The organism is Nitratidesulfovibrio vulgaris str. Hildenborough (assembly GCF_000195755.1).
Taxonomy (GTDB): Bacteria; Desulfobacterota; Desulfovibrionia; order Desulfovibrionales; family Desulfovibrionaceae; genus Nitratidesulfovibrio; species Nitratidesulfovibrio vulgaris.
Map to the genome: position 1 here is coordinate 592,035 of NC_002937.3, position 18,007 is coordinate 610,041.

Here is an 18,007-nt window from a genome sequence, read left to right on the forward strand (position 1 = left end):
TGACGGAGGTAGACCATGTACGACAGCATCCACGGCAATCTTGTCCGGCAATCACGGGCCATGGCCTTGCTGCTGACGCTGCTTGAGGAAGAGTTTTCCCTGCTTCAGGCCCGCGACAGCGAAGCGGTGATGGGCCTTGAGCTCTCCATCCACGAACTCATGCGCCAGCTGGCCGCCGAACGCTGCGAAGTCAGGGCGATGCTGGATGGCGGTCGTGTGCTCGACTATGCGGCCCTGCTGCCCGAAGGTCAGGGCGATGCCCTGCGTACTGTCATGGCTGAACTTGACGCCACGGAACAGCGCTGCGCCCGTCAGGCGTCGTTCAACGCCGACCTCACGCTGGCACTGCTCGACCAGAGTCAGGAGCTTCTCGACTACCTGCATCGTCGTCTCGTGCCCCCCAAGCCCGTCGCCTATGGCAGACGCGGCACCGTCGCGCCCCAGCGCGTCGAGGCCGCCATCATCCACGGGAGGCTGTGATGTCCATCTCCTCGCTGTTCAACCTCGGCTGGAACGCGCTCAACGGTGCACAGAGTGCCATCCAGACCACCGGCAACAACATTGCCAACGTGAATACCCCCGGGTACTCGCGTCAGGAGGTGCGCTTCGAGGAGGCTCCCACGCTGGACAAGTTCGGCGGGCAGATGGGGCAGGGCGTCTACGCCGCCGAAGTCATAAGGCATTTCAACAAGTTCCTCTTCTCGTCGTACCTCGACAAGTATTCCACCCAGCAACGGTGGGAGAAGCAGTACGAAGAACTGCAAGGGGTGGAGAACCTCTTCAACGAGGCCAACACCTCCGGCATCAACGCGGCCCTGACCACGTTCTTCAACGACTGGCAGGAACTCTCGAAGCGGCCGGACGACAAGTCGGTGCGGGAGGCGCTGCTCGCCCATAGCGACAACCTCACCAAGCTCATCCGCAACGCCGACGACACCATGCTGCGCATGCAGCAGGAAATCGACCAGCAGATAGGGCAGGATGTGGACGCGGTGAACGACATGCTGCGCTCCATCGCCGACATCAACCGTCAGCTCAACATCCACGATGACCCGGGCCGCAACAACGCCAACACGCTCTACGACCAGCGCGACCAACTCGTCCGCAAGCTGGCCGAGAAGCTCGACGTCACCGTGGTGGACAACGGCGGCGGCAACTACACTGTCAACACCAAGGCGGGGCAGACCCTCGTCGACGGCACGGTGGCCTATGAACTGCGCTTCGACGGGCCCAAGTCCGAGGCGCAGCTGACCACCACGTCGGCTTTCGACGGGACGCTGGAGTTCACAGGAAGCGACAGTTCGGAATACACCCTTGAAGTGGTCACGGGCGGGGCTGTCGGCACGGCCACCTACCGTGTGTCGCTCGACGGCGGGCAGACGTGGCTGAAAGATGCCGACGGCAACGAACTGCATTACACGACGCAGACGTCTCCCACCACAGAGCGGGTCAAGGGACTCGACATCTCCTTCACCGGGGCCACACAGCCCATGTCGGCGGGTGACCGGTTCACCATCACGCCCAAGAGCGGCCTGTACTGGGTGACGCCCACGCGCGACCCCCTCAACGTGACCCCGCAGGCCCTTTCCGACGGTACGGACAACACTTCGCGCATCACGGGCGGGTCGCTTGGCGCCCTCTTCACCGTGCGGGACGACAAGATAGGCGAATACCGCGATAAACTCGACGCCTTCGCCAACACCCTCATGTGGGAAGTGAACCGCATCCATTCGCAGGGCGCGGGCCTTGAGAAACTGGCGCAGTCTGCGGGTACGACCAAGGTGCCCAACACCACGGCCTCACTCGGTTCACCCACGGCGGGCATCAATTTCCACGACCGTTTGCAGGATGGCAACATCGGCATCTATGTCTACGACAAGACGACCGGGGCCGTGGTCAACTCCGGTTCCATCGACTTCTCGTCGGTGGTCCCGCCCGGACTCGCCAACTTCAGCAAGGACGACCACAGCCTTCAGGATGTGGTCGACGCCATCAACAACGACGCAAAGTTCACGGGCCTCATCACCGCCAGCATCAAGGACGGCAAACTCGTGGTGGACGGTGTGGGCGACAATGTCTTCTCGTTCGGGGCCGACTCCACAGGGGTGCTTGCGGCGCTAGGCCTGAACACCTTCTTTCAGGGGTCGGGTGCCGCCGACATAGCCCTGCGTCCCGAGTTGCGCCAGAACACCGGGCTCATCAACGCCGGTCAGGTGAACGGCGCGAGCGAGGGCAACTCCGGCGACAACAACAGCGCCAAAGAGATTGCGGCCCTCTCCACCAAGAAGGTCACTGTGTCGATGTTCAGTTCGAACTCGGGCAACCAGTCGCTTTCGGAGTTCTACAGTTCCATCGTCGCCGTGGTGGGTGCCGATACCGCCTCGGCGAAGTTCAACAAGGCCTTCCATCAGGCCATGTCCGACGACATCGACTCGCGCATGTCGTCCGTCTCCGGGGTGAACCTCGACGAGGAGATGGCAAGCCTCGTGAAGTTCCAGCATTCGTACAAGGCCGCAGCCAAACTCGTGACCACGGCGGACGAGATGTTCCAGGTGCTGCTGAGGCTGAAGCAGTAGGAGGTGGGGAGATGCGCGTTTCGCAACGGATGATGTACCAGAACTTTCTGGGCAATATGAACTCGTCGCTGGCCGACCTTGTGGAGTCGAACATCCAGTCGTCGAGTCAGAAGCAGATCAATCGCCCCTCCGACGACCCCGTGGGCATGGCGAGAGTGCTCAACTACCGGGCTTCGCTCGGTGACGTGGAGCAGTATAAGAAGAACGTGGACACGGCCAAGGGGTGGCTCAACCTCGCCGACTCGACGCTCACGAGCATGAACACCGTGCTCACACGCATCAAGGGGCTGGCCGAACAGGCCGCCACCAGCAGCGTCAGTCCCGAGAACCGCAAACAGATCAGCTTCGAGTTGCGGCAGCAGTACGAGCAGCTCATCAACCTCGCCAACACCAAGTTCGAGAACAGGCATATCTTCGCCGGTCACAAGTACGACGAGGCTCCCTTCGTGCAAGGGTTGCAGGTGACGACGAACGACCCCAACCTCCAGTCCGCCGCACTGCCTGCGGGGACGGAGTTTTCGGTCGAGGGCGCGTCGCCGACCAGCATCATGGTGCAGTTCCTCGATTCGGGCACCGTGGGCGGGGCCACACCGCTGAACTACCGCTTTTCCGCCGACGGCGGGGCCTCATGGCAGACGGGTACGCTTGCCGCGGCTGCCACGTCCATCGACCTCGGCACCACAGGGGTACGCCTCAACCTGCCCAACGGGGCGACGCTGACCGCAGCCAACCCGCCCGACCCTGTGGATGCCGACAACGGTTCGCTCATCTATGTGCGCCCCACGGCACTCTACCGCGGTGACGACAACGACCTGCCCCCGCAGGTCGACGCCTACGGTGCTGCCGCCGGCACCACGGCACAGGCGCGCGGGACGTTCTCGGGTGACGTGCTGGTGAAGGTGACGAATACAGGCGGCGTGGATGTGGCCGCCCCGCCCGCCACCGTCAGCTACGCCTACAGCACCGATGGGGGCAGCAACTGGGTGGCGGCGACCTCCACCACGTCGGTGGCGAATCAGGCGACCCTCTCCATACCCGGCGGTTTTCTCACCGTGGATGTGCCAGCGGGTGACACCACGCTGGACGAAGGCCAGCAGTTTCTCGTAAGACCCCGCCGTGCCGACCTCGGTTTCGAGGTGTCGGAAGGCGAGTACATCACCGTCAACTCGGTGGGTAAGGACATCTTCGGGGGTATCTACAAGAATCCTCTCGACCCCGCTGCCACGGCACAGCCCGTGGGCGGCGGCACCACGCCCAACATGTTCGAGACGGTGGGCAGACTGGTCGCCTTCGCCGAGACGAACAATCAGGACGGCGTCCAGAAGTGCCTTGACGAACTCAACGGGGTGAGCAAGACCATACTGACGGCGGCTGCGAGCATCGGCGGGCGCGAGAACAGGCTCGATGTCGTCTCCGGGGTGCTCGACAACCAGAAGCTTGATCAGACGACACGCATGAGCGCCGTGGAGGACGTTGACTTCTCCGAACTCATGACGCGTCTTGCGCAGGAGCAGCTCATCTACAACAGCGTCCTCAAGTCGTCGTCGATGATCATGCAGATGAACCTTTCGAACTTCCTCTAGGCAAGGTCGGTCCATGCTCATCCTCACACGTAAGGCGGGCGAGAGCCTGCACCTTGGTGACGACATCCGCATCACCGTCCTCGGCATACAGGGGAAGCAGGTGAAGATAGGTATCGAGGTGCCCGGCGACATGGTCGTCTACCGGGAAGAGGTGTACAGGCGCGTCATCGAAGAGAACCGTATGGCGCTCGACATCAGCAACGCAGACCTTCTGGCGGCGACGAAGATATGGCACGGCAGAACGAAATAGAGATTCAGACGCGTATCGGGCGTCAGCGTATCACGCTGGACAAGATCATCCATTTCCCGCGTGGTCTTGCCGGGTTCGAGGGGCGTCACGACTTCACCCTGCTGCAATTGCGCGAGGGTGCGCCGTTTCTCGTGCTTCAGAGCCTCGACGACCCCGGATTGGGACTCCTGGTGGCAGACCCCTACAGCTTTCTCACCGACTACCAGATTCGCGTAGGCGACCCGGAACAGCGGCTGCTGAAGCTGGAGAACATCCGGCAGGTGGCGGTGCTTGTCACCGTCTCCATCCCCGCCGGACAGCCCGAGAAGACCGCCCTCAACCTCACAGGACCCATCCTCATCAATCACCGTGCGCGCATAGGCTTGCAGGTGCCACAGACCGACGCCTCGCTTCCTCCGCAGTTCTATCTGCACATGGACGACGCCAACGGTTCCACGACGGTGCGGCGCAAGGCGTCGCCTCCTGCCGCAGGAGAGGACAAAGGCGACGTGCAAGAATAGGCCTCACATGCTTTTGACATAAAACGTCCCGACCGTGGCATTTCACGGTCGGGACGTTTCTATAGGTCGTTTTGGAGAAGCCTGCGGGTATTGCCCCGATGGTCCCATGGGCGGGTGTTCTCCACGCCACATGTTGCGGGGCAGCTGTTCCTTCTTCGGACATCTGAACGTCTGCAGGTGCGACGAAGCATCGGTACAGGTGTGCTGGGGCCCCTCGCAGGTCCGCCTGTTCCCGGTAATGGGGCCGCAGGTGCGGGGGGCTGCCCGCGCCGTCAGGTCGCCATGGCCGAAAGGCGGGCTCCGCATGGCGGGCCCGCTTCGGGGTGTTTCGTGGGTCGCAGGCAGGACTGCTAGCGACGGAACAGTTCTATCTCTTCCTTGACCAGCTTCTCTGCGACCTTGCGTGAATCGACAGTGTAGCTGCCGTTGTTCACGCGTTCACGCAAGGTGTCCACCTTCTCCTGACGGACATCCGGCGCGGCCTGGGCCGCTGCGTAGGCTTCTGTGCGCAACTTGCCTTCGACGGACAGGCTTATCCTGTCCCCCTGCGGGGCTGCGCGTTCCGGTTGTGCGGACCCCTTGCGGGCGTTCGCCTTGCCGGTTTCGGCCTTTTCGAGCTGCGTCCTGTAGGGATCGAGCTGCTTGAGATACGTCTTGATTTCCATGATCAACCTCCCCGTGGGAGTGACGTCAGAGCATGGTCTCGTCGACCTTCGTGAGAGTTATCGCCCAGAGTCTGTCCAGTATGGCTGCCTTCTCCGCTGGCGCTACCTCTTCGGGAACCGAGCCGTGCTGCCTGAATATCTGCACGTCCAGTCCGCCGGGAGGATACGTGAAGGTGAGCCGTTCTCCTGTCTGCCTGTCCAGTTCCGCGCGCACTTCCTCGACGATGGGGTTGTCGCTGCCCGTTACGATGAGATTCTCGAAGATCTCGCGGGCGACTCTCTCGACCATGATCTTTCGTTTCACATCCGGCGGAATCGCTGGCTCTTCTCCGCCTTCGGCATATCGCAGGGCCTGCCTGTAGCGGGCCAGTCGACGGGCCGTCACAAGCTGCCTGTCATAATGCAGGAGCATGTTGCGGATGTAAAACGAGTTCGTGCTCACGACGTTCTCCCCTCATTTCGCTTATCGGATGCCCCCGAAGGAACTTTAGGGCTGGGGAGAACTTTTTTTCACTTTCCTTCGCGCAGAGGGGAGACTCTGCCTGCAAGACACTCATCGGCGTTTCGCGTGGCTTCTTTAGGGTCTTTGCGGTTGACAATGGGGTGCGAGCACACTAGCTAACACCTCAATAGTTGCCTATGCAACTAATGAGGCCATCATGAACAGCAGACTCACATCGTTTTCCTATCGTATCGCCCAACTGCACCGCATCATCACCTTGCGGCTTGGCGAGGCGCTGGCACCGCTTGGCATAGGGCGCAGCCAGTATCCTTTTCTTGCTGAACTCTTTCTCGGGGGCGACGGCAGGTCACAAGAGACGCTTGCCGGGGCATTGCACCTCGACAAGGGGGCGACGGCACGCGCGCTTGCCTCGCTTGAGGCTGACGGGCTTGTGCGCCGGGTCGTCAATCCCGACGACAGGCGCGAACGCTTCGTCGTGCTCACCGCGCGAGGCGAAGCCTTGCGAAAGCCTCTCATCGACCGGTTGCGTCGGGCGACTGAGGTCATCGCGGCTGATTTTTCAGATGAAGAACGGCACCTAACGCTGGGGTTCCTCGACAGGATGCTCGTCAATGTGGGCGCTGAGACCCCACAGCAGCGTGATGCACGGGCTGATAGTCTGGTGGGGGAATATGGCGTGCCGTCCCTCATTTCGCAGGGGAGTGGCACAGCGCATCCGACCTGCTTCGGGAAAGGGCAGAATGACACTGATGCAGAATGCATCTCCTCACCCTCTGTAGGCGCTGCACAGGGGAGTGTCGTCAAGGTGGCTGTGACAGACACCACGGCAAGGGAAAGCCGGACAAAGGGGGCTGCTCATGAGTGATGCCATCACCACCACGGGGGCACCGCGAACCCGCCCCGGTGAGGTGCTCTTCGCCGTCTGCTGTTCGCTGTTCCTCATGCCGTTCATGCTCTCCGCCGTGGGTGTAGCGCTTCCCGTCATCGGGCACGACCTCGGTGCAAGCGCCGTGGAACTCGGTCTCATCGAGACCGTGTACGTCATGTCACTTTCCATCTTCCTGCTGATGATGGGACGCCTTGGTGACATACAGGGAAGGCGGCGCATCTTCCGCTGGGGGGTGGGGGTGTTCACCATCGCCACGACCGCCCTGTGGGTTGCCACTTCCGTGCCCCTGTTCCTTGTCTTGCGCGTGGTGCAGGGCATGGGCGCCTCCATGATCAACGCCAGCGGTCTCGCCATGGTCGTGAGCGTGTACCCGCGCGAAAGCAGGGGCCGGGCGCTGGGTATCGGGGCGGCGGCGGTATATGCGGGCATCTCGTGCGGCCCGGTGCTTGGGGGTATCATCACCTCGGCGATGGGCTGGCGCTATATCTTCCTCATGGCTGTCCCCCTCGGGGCGGTGACGTGGTGGGTCGCACTCACCCGTCTGCATGACGAGTGGCGTGATGCACGTGGCGAGCCCTTCGACATCGTGGGAAGTGCCGTCTATGCCGTAGCCATCGCGCTGCTGGCGCTGGGCGCCGCATGGGTCGAGAACGACCACCGGGCGTGGTGGGCAGTGGCTGGCGGTGTGGCGGGTATCGCGCTTTTTCTGCGTATCGAGTCGAAAAGGCAGCATCCGCTGCTCGACGTGCAACTGCTGTTCAGCAACGCCACGTTCGCGCTGGGGTGTCTTGCCGCGTGCATCAACTATGCGGCCACCGCGGGCATGATGCTGTTCATGAGCCTGTACCTTCAGACCGTGCAGGGACTCGCGCCGGACGAGGCGGGCTTTATGCTGGTGTTACAGCCGCTTCTGCAGATGGTGCTTTCGCCCTACGGCGGGCGTCTTGCCGACAGGTATGCGCCTGAACGCGTGGCGACGGTGGGCATGGCAGCCAGTGGCGCAGCCCTGATTCTGGCGTCGTTCCTCGGGCAGGACTCTTCGCTATGGCATGTGGCGCTTGTCCAGATGCTTCTGGGAATCGGCCTCGGGCTTTTCGCGTCGCCCAACACCACGTCCATCATGAGCAGTGTCGAACCGCGGCATCTGGGGCTTGCTTCCGGCATGACGGGAACCATGCGCACACTGGGCATGATGGTGAGCATGCTTGCCGTGACCATCAGCTTCTCGCTGTTCATGGGCGGACATCCGGTCAGTGCCGAGACCGTGCCCCCATTCCTGCGCAGCATGAGGGCCGACCTTCTCGTCTTCGGGGGGCTGTGCTTCGCGGGGATTCTGCTTTCGGCATTGCGGGTGCGGGTGGCTGCACGCTGAACACGTCACGGGCCGTGTCGATGCTTGCGCGACGTCACGTGATGGTGCATCAAGTCCCCACATGGATGGCACTGTCCATGGCTATCAGCACGGAGGCATGATGTTCACATCAACGGGGCCGTTCACTGCGGCACACCCTGTCATTCTGGCGTCGGGGTCTCCCCGGCGTCGCGCTTTTTTCGAACAGATGGGCATTCCCTTCGAAGTGATTCTGCCCGTGGACGCCGAACCCTCGCCCATAGAGGGCGAACAGCCCGAAGTGTACGTGCGGCGCGCGGCAGAGGCCAAGGCCCGCGCTGTCGCCGCAGACCACAAGGGGCGCCTCGTGGTGGCTGCGGATACGGTCGTGGCGCTGGATGACATGATACTCGGCAAACCCGCTTCAGCGGATGACGCCCTGTCCATGCTGCGACGTCTGGCGGGCAGGACCCATGTCGTCGCCAGCGGATGCTGTGTCGTCTTGCCTGAAGGCGGACGCGAGACCTTCCACTCCATAACCCGCGTGACCATGTGGGATTGCCCGGAAGAGGCCCTCGCTGCCTATGTGGCCACGGGTGAGCCTTCCGACAAGGCGGGGGCTTATGGCATACAGGGCATAGGGGCTTTCCTGGTGCGCTCCATCGAAGGTTCGTGGACCAATGTCGTGGGGTTGCCCGTGGCCGAACTCACCGCCTTGCTGCTGCGCCGGGGCGCCATCCACTGCCAGTTGCCCGTGGAGGCCGTTCATGCCTGATTCGTCGACACGCGACAGGGTCGCCCTCGCCATCGCCCGTCTCGGGCCCTCCGGCGTGTGCCCCGTCTGTCCGGGAACCTGCGGTGCTGCCGTGGCCGCGATGCTCGCGCCGTTCGTCTTTCTGCCGCTGTCGTTGCCCATGCGCTGCGTGGCGCTTGCCGTAGTCTACTTCATAGGGGCATGGGCCGCAGGACGGGCAGAGCATCTCCTCGGGCGTAAGGACCCCGGAGAGGTCGTCGTCGACGAACTCCTCGGGCAGTGGGTGACCATGCTGCCCTTCGCCTCGCTCACGTGGCCGCAGGTGCTGGCCGCCTTCGCTCTTTTCAGGCTGTTCGACATCCTCAAGCCGTGGCCGGTGCGCGCTGCCGAAAGCTGGCTGCCCGGTGGACACGGCGTGATGGTCGATGATGGAGTCGCCGGGCTGGAAGCCATGCTCGTTCTGGCAGGGCTGCTGCACTTCGGGCTGCTCTAGTATCGTCGTGCAGCCACGATGCTGCCGCAAGGCGATACCGACTTCAGTCGGCAAAAGAAAAGGCCGGGAGCAATCCCGGCCTTTTACATGCGCATAAGGTTCAGTGCGTGGCGTGTGGCGATATGTTGCATGCGTTCTTGGGACACAGGCTCGCATCGCGCATGAGGTCCGCCAGCGTGAACGTGTTCAGTTTGCGGTACATGGCCTTGGCGGCCTCGCCCCATATGGTGCGGGTGAGGCATACGGCCATGCGCGGGCAGCAGGGATTCTCCTCGTCGCATTCGACGGGGGCTTCCATCTCTTCGAGGGCGTAGACCACATCCCCGACAGGGATGTCTTCAGCCTTGTGTGCCAGCTGGTATCCGCCATGAGCACCTAGCGTGCTCGTGATGTACCCGGCCTTGCGCAACACGCGGATGAGTTTTTCAAGGTACTTCACCGAGATGCCCTGCCGTTGCGCGATGTCCTTGATGGAGACGGGCTGTTCGGAACCGTGCATGGCGATGTCGAGCAACATGCGGGTTCCGTAGCGGCTTCGGGTGGTGAGCTTCATGGCCTACCTGTTGTCGGGCGCAGGGGCGCCCGTGGTGTCCGGCGTGTCAGGTGTGCCCTTGGCATAGGTCGCCAGTGCCCTGTCGACCAGTGCCAGTAGCAGGACGGGGTCGAACGGCTTGTCGACCGTGCCTACGGCGTTGGGCACCATCAGTTCGAGTCCGGCGAAGTCCGTGACCAGCACGACGGGAACGTTCCCGCAGCCGGGTTGTGTCACCATCCAGCTGTAGAAACGCGGGCCCCAGCGTTGGGGCAATGCAAGGTCGAGGAAGACCACATCGGGACGCGAGGCCTGCACCATCTCCACGGCGTCGGGGCCTTCCGTGGCGGCATCGGCCTTGTATCCCGCCTGTCTGAACAGCGAGACGAGATACGCCGCGATGTCCGGGTCTTCCTGAACTACCAGTATCCTTGCGGGCATGTATGCTCCATGACGGCGGTGCGGGCCGCAGCGCGATAGGCCGCGACCCGCACCGGGGGTGCCGGAGGGGTGACTCCTCCGGCACACACCGCCTATTCTTCTTCGGGTCTCAAGTGCTCGGGTATGATGGCCATCTTGATGATCAGGGGCTTCAGGAAGCTCCAGCGGATGCCGATGCGGTATTCCTCTTCGAGGTCACGGATGGCGTCCCAGCAGTTGTGGCACGGGGCCACGACCAGCTTCGCACCGGTGGCGAGAATCTGGTCGCGCTTGGTCTGCAGGGCCTTGTTGCGCTGCTTGCGGAACTTGCCGATGCCGTTGAAGCCGCCACCGCCGCCGCAGCAGTAGTTGTGCTCGCGGTTGGGGGTCATCTCGCGGAAGTCATCGGCGATGTAGCTCATGATCTCGCGGGTGCACTTGGCAAGGCCGTGGTTGCGGATGTAGTTGCACGAGTCCTGCAACGTCACGGGTTCCTTGATGCGCTTTTCGGGGTCGATCTTGATCTTCCCGGTGCGCAGTGCCATGGCCACCCACTCGACGTAGTGCAGCCAGGGTGCGGGGGTCTTGCCGTCTTCGTACCCGGCCCAGTAGGGGCCTTCGATGGCGGAGGCGCGGTGCGCGTGACCACATTCGGTACCCACGACGCACTTGGGCTTCAGCCTTTCGATGGCGGCGTAGACGCGCTCGACCTGCATCTTGCATGCGGCCCAGTCGCCCGCGAACATGGCGAGAGAGGTCTGTTCCCAGCCTTCACTCGGCACGGTCCAGTTCTCTCCGGCGATGTGGAAGAGGATGGCGGCCTCGGCCACGTCTTCGGGGTAGTGCTTGGGTTCGCGGGCGTTGAGCACGTACATGATGTCCGCGTTCTCGACGTCGACGGGAATCTCAAGCCCGGGCCACTCTTCCTGCTGTTCTTCGGCCATCCATTCGCAGGTCTCGACCCAGTCTTCGGTGGTCACGTCCATCTGGGCGCCGTACACGCGGTGCATGCCGGAGCCGATCTTCAGTTCCCACGGTACGAAACCCTGCGAGTAGAGCAGACCGCGCAGGTAGCTGAACATGACGCCCATGTCGATGCCATGGGGGCAGTACTGACCGCAGCGGTTGCAGCAGGTGCACTGCGACCACGCCACTTCCATGGCGTGGAGCATGAACTGGGTGTCGACCTTGCCCTTGCGGCGGATGATCTCGCCGAGGGTGGACTGTATCTTGTACGCGGGCACCTGCTTGGGGTCACGGTCGTTGACACGGTACAGGAAGCAGCTGTCGGCGCACATGCCGCAGTGGGCGCATATCTCGAGCCAGGTCTTGGTGCGGGACTGGCAGGTCTTCTCGATGTTGGCCCACAGGGCCTCCTGATCGACCTCCAGTTCCTCCATTTCCTTGTAGTACTGGGCACCGCCCTTGTCGCCGAGAAGAGCCTTGAGGTCTTCCTCGGTGTTCACGGGCTTTCTGTTGCAGAACTTACCTTCAGGCATGGTTTCCTCCCTTCAGCCGCCGGTTACCAGGGGAAGGCGGGGCCACGGGTGGCACCACCACGCTTGATGGCGTAGTCCATCCCCAGCTGACCGCGCGACATGAAGAACAGCACGATGTGCGAGAGCTTCGTGAACGGGGCCACGATCAGGAACAGCTCACCGGTGATGATGTGGGCGAGCAGCCACGTGTCGTAGTCGCCCACATGCAGGCGGGCGAGGAAGCCGGTCACGAAGGGAGCGGCCGAGACCGCAAGGATGAACCAGTCGTAGCCGGTGGTGAGGATGCGCACCTCGGTGAGGGCGATGCGCCGCAGGGCGATCATCACCAGACCGATGATGGCGAGCACCGTCAGCGTGTCGGCCACGCCCATGGGCAGCGCGGGCAGGCTGAAGCCGAAGCGTTCTTCGAGGATCACGTTGTGACCGGCGAGGAACAGCGGCACCAGCACCGCACCGATGTGGAACAGGAAGAACGCCACGGTGAAGAAGGGCTGCTGACGCCAGCTGTAGGTGCCGAAGGGCACCAGCCACTTCAGGGCCGACTGGACGGCCCCCTGAAGGCCGATGGCGAGATGGGGCTTGTAGGCCACGCGGTCGAGACGCCAGTCGAGACCGCGGATGTACCAGATGACGCGGGCGAGCAGGCCTCCGAAGAAGACCAGCAGCGACGCCCACAGCATGGGTCCGGTAAGGAATGCGTACATGGTGTTGCTCCTTCGGTCCGGCTAGTATTTGCGGATCTTCTCGTCACGCCCGGTGAGGAAGAGCCAGTAACCCACGTACACCAAGAGCGTCACACCCATCAGGATGTACGTCCAGTTCTTGGTGTGGAGCATGAACTCGTGCAGGGTGTAGATTGCCTGATCCATTGCGTGCTCCTTGCCCTAGTGGGCGTCCTTGTAGTCCGGGTGCTCGTAGAGGACCGGCATCCGGGACGCGATGAAGCGGTACACGGTGATGATCGAGGTCACGATGAACACCGATATGCCGATCTCCATCCAGTGCGGGAAGTACCGCTGGTCGGCCGGAAGCTGCCAGTTGAAGGCGACGAGGCAGACGTTGAAGCGGTTCATCACGATGCCGAGCACGCCCAGCACGGAGGCGAAGCGGATGACGCCGATGCGCTTCTCGCGCACGCCGAGGGCGTACAGGAACGAGGGCAGCGCCACGAAGCCGAGCATCTCCACCAGCCACCACGCACCGTAACCGGTGGCGAGGTAGTGCCAGTCGTTGTCCATGGTCACGTCGATGACCTTGATCATGAAGTAGCCGGCCAGCACGAACGAAGCGGCCTTGCCGAAGCCGAAGACGACGCCGTCGGCTTCCTTCAGGTGCGTCTCGTCCATCATGTGGTGCATGCCCTTGTGGGCGAGGGAGCCTTCGAAGATGACCATCGAGAGGCCCGCCACCATGGACGAGATGAAGAAGAACACCGGCAGGAACGACGAGTACCACAGCGGGTGCAGCTTCGACGGGGCGATGAGGAACAGTGCGCCCAGCGACGACTGGTGCAGGGTCGAGAGCACCACGCCGAAGATGGTCAGCACCAGCGTGAGCTTCACCACCACGTTGCGGATCTTGCGAAGGCCGAGCCACTCGAGGGCGGCAGGCGACCATTCGACGAACAGCACCGTGAGGTAGGTGGCAACGCACAGACCCACTTCGAAGAGCAGCGAGGTCGTGCCCTGCGAGTAGACCAGCGGGTAGGGCAGGCGCAGCGGATGACCGAGGTCGTAGTTCAGTGCCACGACCACGAAGAAGTAGCCGAGGAACGCCGTGGTGATGGCGGGGCGCACTGCGGAGTGGTAGCGCTTCATGCCGAACAGGTAGCACGAGGCCGAGGTGACATAGCCACCGGCGGCGAGCGCCACACCGCAGAGCAGGTCGAAGCCGATCCAGATGCCCCAGGGGTTGTTGTCGTCAAGGTTCGAGACGGCGCCGATGCCCTTCGTGAAGCGAAGAACGGTCAGCACCAGACCCATGACGAGGATGATGCCGGTGATGATGTTGCCCGGCGTCATGAGCGACTTGTTGGTGTTGGCGTGCTGCATCTACGCATCCTCCCCGGGCTTGCCGGCGTCGTCGCCTTCGGGGGCTTCGGGCTGCTCTTTCGCTGCCAGTTCCTCCTCGAAGGTCTTGCGCGCTTCGTCGACGGCCTTCTTCACCTCGCGGGTGACGGCGGCCTCCTTGTCCTTGTCGGCCTTGGCAAGGGCAGCCTTGAGCTTGTCGTCGGCTTCGGCGCGGCTTGCAGCAACGGCCTGCTTCACGGCTTCGGCCTGCTCTTCGGCGGCGATCTTTTCCTTGCGCTTGGTGATGGCATAGGCACCCGTCAGAAGGATGGGCCAGATGCCAACGACCATGGGCACGGCACCCAGTGCGCCTGCGGTGTATTCAGGGGCCGACTTGGTGCCGAGTTCCTCGTTCATGCCGGTCGCGGAGAAGGGCACGCCCGAGAGGTACATCCACGCGGTGCCGCCCATTTCCTGTTCGCCGTACACGTGGTCGATGTAACGACCGGGGTTCTGGCGGATGCGGTCATGGGCGATGCGCACGAGGTCCTTGCGGCGACCGAAGGTGAGGGCCTCCTTCGGGCATATCTCGACGCAGCCGGGGAGCTTGCCCTCGGCCAGACGCGGGTGGCACATGGTGCACTTCTGGATGAGCGGGTCGAAGGCTTCGGCGTACTGGAAGGCCGGCACGTTGAACGGGCAGGCGACCATGCAGTAGCGACAGCCGACGCAGAGGCTGCCGTCATAGGTGACGGAGCCGTCGGGGTTCTTGGTGAAGGCCTTGACGAAACACGCCGAGGCGCAGGCCGGTTCGAGACAGTGGTTGCACTGCTGCTTGCGGAAGACCGGATGGTCGAGCCCGGCAGCGTTGTACCTGTTGACCACGGTCCACGAGTCGGCGTCGGTGCGACGCGTCTTTTCGAGAACCGTCAGGTCGTCGAACTTGGCCTTGGGGGCGGGGAGCTTGTTCACTTCGTTGCAGGCCTGCTCGCACTTGCGGCAACCGATGCAACGGGTGGTGTCGTGCAGCACCCCGTAGCTGTCCTTGTATCCCGGGAAGGTGCCCGTGGACGCGGCCTTGGCCGTGCCCGCCGTGGCCACTGTGGCGGTAAGGCCGGCGCTTCCCAGCAGGGTCAGGAATCTTCTGCGATCCATGTCGTACTCCTCACCGTCCTATTTCGCGCGTTCCTTGTGGCAATCGACGCAGGCGGTGTTCGCCGGCTTTTCGATCTTCATCCGGTCGTGGCAGCCCATGCACTGCTGGTGGTAGGCGGCCTTGAGACCGGGACGGTCGCCCCTGTCGGCGTCGAAGGGCTTGCCGTGGCAGCTCGCGCATTTGGGCGGGGTGAGGCTGGCGGGGCTGTTGTGGTGGCAGCCCTGGCACAGCGTGCCCTTCTCGATGTGGAAGGTGGCGGCCAGCTTGTCTTCACCGATACCGGCGATGAGCGTCTTCACGATCTTGCGGTGCGGGAACTCGCTGGGCTGGTATTCCTTGGCGATGGAGCCGATGACGACCTTTTCGGGGATGTCATTGAGGTCGAAGGTGCCCTTGGGCTGCGGACGGGCCGACAGCATGGAGGCGGCAACCTGCGAACGCTGCTCTGCCTTGAGGTTCAGCAATGCGCCCGCTTCGACCTGCTTGGCGTCGAAGCCGGGGGCGGCCACGTGGCACACGCCGCACTGGGCATCGCTCTTCGTGGGCTTGATGAAGCCGTGGCAACCGGCACAGGTGGGCTGCTGGACGCGGGTGTTGTGACAACCCACGCAGCTGCGCATGGAGTCGGGCTGGTGCATGGCCTTTTCAAGCTGGACGAACTTGCTGTCTGCGGTACCGTTCACGGTATGGCAGGCGGTGCAGGTGTCGATGCGCACATGGTGGCAGGTGCGGCAGTCGTTGGCCTTGGCTTCGTGGGCCTTGTGGTCGAAGGCGACCGGCTTCATGGTGCCCTTCATCTCGCGCGGGGCATCCTTGCCGGGTACGGGCAGGATGAGGGCGGCGTCGGGCTGACCGCGGTCGAGGCGGGGCACTTCGCGTACCACCTTGAACTTGGCCTGCGCCTCGGGGGCGTGGCAGCCGGCGCAGTTGACCGGGCCGGTCTCGGCCTTGGTCTTGGCGACGTCCATGTGGCAGCTGATGCACGCGGTGTGGGCGGCGGTGTCGAGCGCGGGACGCTTGTCCACGGGCTTCTCGCCGTGACAGGCGCGGCACGAGTCTTCCTTGTTCTTACCCCATACGAGCTTCTTGGAAGCTTCGTCATAGACGTGGTGGCAAGCGCCGCAGTTCTTCTGCGGGTCGCCCACGGGCTTGATGGCCTTGGACGCCACGTGACGGTAGTGCAGCGACTTGTCGAAGCCTATCTCCTTCCACGACGAGGCGGCAGAGGGCTTCGGGTTGTGGCACGAGCGGCATTCGCCGTCCTGCGGGCCGGTCTTCTTACCGGCCTTGGCGAGGTCGGTATGACAGCCGATACAGTTGGCGTGGTAGATTTCCTTGAGTTCAGCGGCGCTGTTGTCGTCAAGCCGCATGAACTTCAGCGACATCTTGCCGTCCTTGCTCTTGTGACAGGCGGCGCAGTCCTTGCCCATGCCCGTCACGGCGGTGGTGTGCTGGTCGTGGCGGAACGCCACCTTGGGAAGATCAAGCTTCCCGAAGCGTTCCATGGCCCCGATCTCGATCAGGTCGGCGCGTTTTTCGCCCGGCCCTTCGGGGAGGGCCTTGGTCGTCCCCTGTGACCAGAAACCGCCGACGCCGATGATGGCGGTGGCAGCCAACACTCCCGCCCATCGCAGCAGTGTCCTTCCGTTCCTCATAGTGGCAGTCCTTTGGAAGAATGGGTGATACACATCCTCAGACATCCCCAGCCGGACGTCGCCCCCGTTTCCCCGCGGGGAGCGGCGTCGCCAGACGGACGTGCCACGGTGGTTTCCCGGTCGCCCCCTCCTGAGGGGAACCTGATTCCTTCGTGGCTGTCCTCGTGATACGACAGGCGGGCGGGCGGTGGTGTGGGGAGCATCGCATACCCTACCTGTATAGTATGGAATAAATCCTACTGCGGGGGTATGCTATTGTGTCAAGAGCGTCAAGTGAAAAAACACGCGCAGATGCAATTGCAGCGCATGTGGCAATTGCCCCCTTTTCCCTTGGGGACGTGTGGTTGCGGGCATGAACGTCGATGCGGTGAAAGGGGCGCGGGCCTCTGCTGTGCAACCTTCAATGGTCACCGACCGGTGGCGCGGGAAATGCTATGTTCGTAAACTTGCCGTTAAGTTGGATCGCTCGAGACAAGCGGTGGTTCAGGCTTTTCATAGAAAGGCGCATCAATCCCGAATTCGGGATGGACACGGTGGCGGTGCAGGACCTCCCCGAGTCGTGGCATCGTGAGACGGCAGCCATGCTGCGTGCCGAAGGGCTGGCTTGCGGGGTGCATCTGCCCTTCTTCGACCTGCATCCGGGCAGCTTCAATGACGCCATCCTTGCCGCCTCACGCGAAACCTTGCGTCGGGCAGCTGCACTGGCGTCACTGTATGCGCCACATCATATGATAGGGCATGTGTCATGGGACGGCAGCCAGCATGGTGCCGATGCCGCCCGCTGGCTTGAACGGTCTGCGGGGACGTGGGAAGGGGTGCTGGCGGTCTCGGAGGCGAGGCTGTGCCTTGAGAACACACACGAGCGCAGCCCGGAGCATCTTCGGAGGGTTGTCGATGCGTTGCCGGTGGAAAGGGCAGGCATCTGCTTCGATGTGGGGCACTGGTTCAGCTTCGCGGGGGGTATCGCCCGTGACGACCTCGACCGATGGCTTGATGCCTTCGCGCCTCGCCTCAGCCATCTGCATCTTCATGACAATGACGGCAGTGGCGACCAGCATCTCGGGCTGGGGGCCGGACGCATCCCGCTGGCGGCGTTCTTCGAGGGGCTTGAACGGCGAGGGGTCAAGCCTTCAGCGACGCTGGAACCGCATGACGAAGTGGCCTTCGAACAGTCGCTTGCGTGGATGCGCGCGCGACCGGAGGTCATGACGTTGCTCGGGTGATTCCAGCCGG

20 protein-coding genes are annotated in these 18,007 nt (G+C 63.1%); 10 read left to right on the forward strand and 10 right to left on the reverse strand.

Features of this window, described 5'->3' with window-relative positions:
• Positions 1-15: 15 nt before the first annotated feature.
• The 5 genes from DVU_RS02510 to fliW are packed head-to-tail and all read left to right on the forward strand — an operon-like array spanning position 16 to position 4,909.
• Positions 16-480, forward strand: coding sequence for a flagellar protein FlgN (locus tag DVU_RS02510; RefSeq protein ID WP_010937824.1), 465 nt, complete (start codon positions 16-18; stop codon positions 478-480).
• Positions 480-2,576, forward strand: a complete 2,097-nt coding sequence (flgK, locus tag DVU_RS02515) for a flagellar hook-associated protein FlgK (RefSeq protein WP_010937825.1) — start codon at positions 480-482, stop codon at positions 2,574-2,576. Before DVU_RS02510 ends, flgK begins: the two co-directional genes overlap by 1 nt.
• 11 nt (positions 2,577-2,587) lie before the next feature.
• Positions 2,588-4,159, forward strand: coding sequence for a flagellar hook-associated protein FlgL (gene flgL, locus DVU_RS02520; protein WP_010937826.1), 1,572 nt, complete (start codon positions 2,588-2,590; stop codon positions 4,157-4,159).
• Positions 4,160-4,172: 13 nt separating this feature from the next.
• On the forward strand, positions 4,173-4,409 hold the full coding sequence (gene csrA / locus DVU_RS02525) for a carbon storage regulator CsrA (protein WP_010937827.1): 237 nt from the start codon (positions 4,173-4,175) through the stop codon (positions 4,407-4,409).
• Complete coding sequence (gene fliW / locus DVU_RS02530; RefSeq protein WP_010937828.1) at positions 4,388-4,909, forward strand: flagellar assembly protein FliW; 522 nt, start codon at positions 4,388-4,390, stop codon at positions 4,907-4,909. Before csrA ends, fliW begins: the two co-directional genes overlap by 22 nt.
• Before the next feature lie 350 nt (positions 4,910-5,259).
• Here the strand turns inward: fliW and flgM are convergent, their stop codons facing one another.
• Both flgM and DVU_RS02540 read right to left on the reverse strand, forming a co-directional pair.
• A complete protein-coding gene (flgM, locus tag DVU_RS02535; RefSeq protein WP_010937829.1) occupies positions 5,260-5,574 on the reverse strand; it encodes a flagellar biosynthesis anti-sigma factor FlgM in 315 nt (104 codons plus the stop codon).
• 25 nt (positions 5,575-5,599) lie between these two features.
• Complete coding sequence (locus DVU_RS02540; RefSeq protein WP_010937830.1) at positions 5,600-6,016, reverse strand: DVU0524 family FlgM-associated protein; 417 nt, start codon at positions 6,014-6,016, stop codon at positions 5,600-5,602.
• A 217-nt stretch (positions 6,017-6,233) separates the two neighbouring features.
• Here DVU_RS02540 and DVU_RS02545 point away from each other — a divergent pair, with 217 nt between their 5' ends.
• From DVU_RS02545 to DVU_RS02560, 4 genes are all read left to right on the forward strand, one after another.
• Entirely contained in the window at positions 6,234-6,902 is a 669-nt protein-coding gene (locus tag DVU_RS02545) for a MarR family winged helix-turn-helix transcriptional regulator (protein WP_010937831.1), read from the forward strand.
• Positions 6,895-8,298: an MFS transporter gene (locus tag DVU_RS02550; RefSeq protein ID WP_010937832.1), complete on the forward strand. Its 1,404-nt coding sequence runs from the start codon at positions 6,895-6,897 to the stop codon at positions 8,296-8,298. The genes DVU_RS02545 and DVU_RS02550 overlap by 8 nt, the downstream gene beginning before the upstream one ends.
• Positions 8,299-8,398: 100 nt before the next feature.
• Complete coding sequence (locus tag DVU_RS02555) at positions 8,399-9,031, forward strand: Maf family nucleotide pyrophosphatase (RefSeq protein WP_010937833.1); 633 nt, start codon at positions 8,399-8,401, stop codon at positions 9,029-9,031.
• Complete coding sequence (locus DVU_RS02560) at positions 9,024-9,503, forward strand: phosphatidylglycerophosphatase A family protein (protein WP_010937834.1); 480 nt, start codon at positions 9,024-9,026, stop codon at positions 9,501-9,503. The genes DVU_RS02555 and DVU_RS02560 overlap by 8 nt, the downstream gene beginning before the upstream one ends.
• 100 nt (positions 9,504-9,603) lie before the next feature.
• Here the strand turns inward: DVU_RS02560 and DVU_RS02565 are convergent, their stop codons facing one another.
• The 8 genes from DVU_RS02565 to hmcA all read right to left on the reverse strand — a co-directional run bounded on the left by DVU_RS02565 (position 9,604) and on the right by hmcA (position 16,774).
• The gene (locus DVU_RS02565) at positions 9,604-10,056 is read right to left on the reverse strand and encodes an Rrf2 family transcriptional regulator (protein WP_010937835.1); all 453 of its coding nucleotides are present in this window, start codon (positions 10,054-10,056) and stop codon (positions 9,604-9,606) included.
• Positions 10,057-10,059: 3 nt separating this feature from the next.
• Positions 10,060-10,476 (reverse strand): response regulator, encoded by a 417-nt coding sequence (locus tag DVU_RS02570; RefSeq protein WP_010937836.1) that lies wholly within the window; start codon positions 10,474-10,476, stop codon positions 10,060-10,062.
• Positions 10,477-10,568: 92 nt separating this feature from the next.
• On the reverse strand, positions 10,569-11,954 hold the full coding sequence (gene hmcF, locus DVU_RS02575) for a sulfate respiration complex iron-sulfur protein HmcF (RefSeq protein WP_010937837.1): 1,386 nt from the start codon (positions 11,952-11,954) through the stop codon (positions 10,569-10,571).
• Between the two features lie 23 nt (positions 11,955-11,977).
• On the reverse strand, positions 11,978-12,658 hold the full coding sequence (gene hmcE / locus DVU_RS02580) for a sulfate respiration complex protein HmcE (RefSeq protein ID WP_010937838.1): 681 nt from the start codon (positions 12,656-12,658) through the stop codon (positions 11,978-11,980).
• Between the two features lie 21 nt (positions 12,659-12,679).
• Positions 12,680-12,823 carry a sulfate respiration complex protein HmcD gene (gene hmcD, locus DVU_RS16685; RefSeq protein WP_010937839.1) on the reverse strand — a complete coding sequence of 48 codons (144 nt, stop codon included), beginning with the start codon at positions 12,821-12,823 and terminating at the stop codon, positions 12,680-12,682.
• Positions 12,824-12,838: 15 nt separating this feature from the next.
• Positions 12,839-14,005 carry a sulfate respiration complex protein HmcC gene (gene hmcC, locus DVU_RS02585; RefSeq protein ID WP_010937840.1) on the reverse strand — a complete coding sequence of 389 codons (1,167 nt, stop codon included), beginning with the start codon at positions 14,003-14,005 and terminating at the stop codon, positions 12,839-12,841.
• Positions 14,006-15,118: a sulfate respiration complex iron-sulfur protein HmcB gene (gene hmcB, locus DVU_RS02590; protein WP_010937841.1), complete on the reverse strand. Its 1,113-nt coding sequence runs from the start codon at positions 15,116-15,118 to the stop codon at positions 14,006-14,008.
• Positions 15,119-15,136: 18 nt separating this feature from the next.
• Positions 15,137-16,774: a sulfate respiration complex hexadecaheme cytochrome HmcA gene (gene hmcA, locus DVU_RS02595; protein WP_014524248.1), complete on the reverse strand. Its 1,638-nt coding sequence runs from the start codon at positions 16,772-16,774 to the stop codon at positions 15,137-15,139.
• A gap of 434 nt (positions 16,775-17,208) precedes the next feature.
• Between hmcA and DVU_RS02600 the strand changes: the two genes are divergently transcribed.
• Positions 17,209-17,997, forward strand: a complete 789-nt coding sequence (locus tag DVU_RS02600; protein ID WP_010937844.1) for a sugar phosphate isomerase/epimerase family protein — start codon at positions 17,209-17,211, stop codon at positions 17,995-17,997.
• The last annotated feature ends 10 nt before the right edge of the window (positions 17,998-18,007 follow it).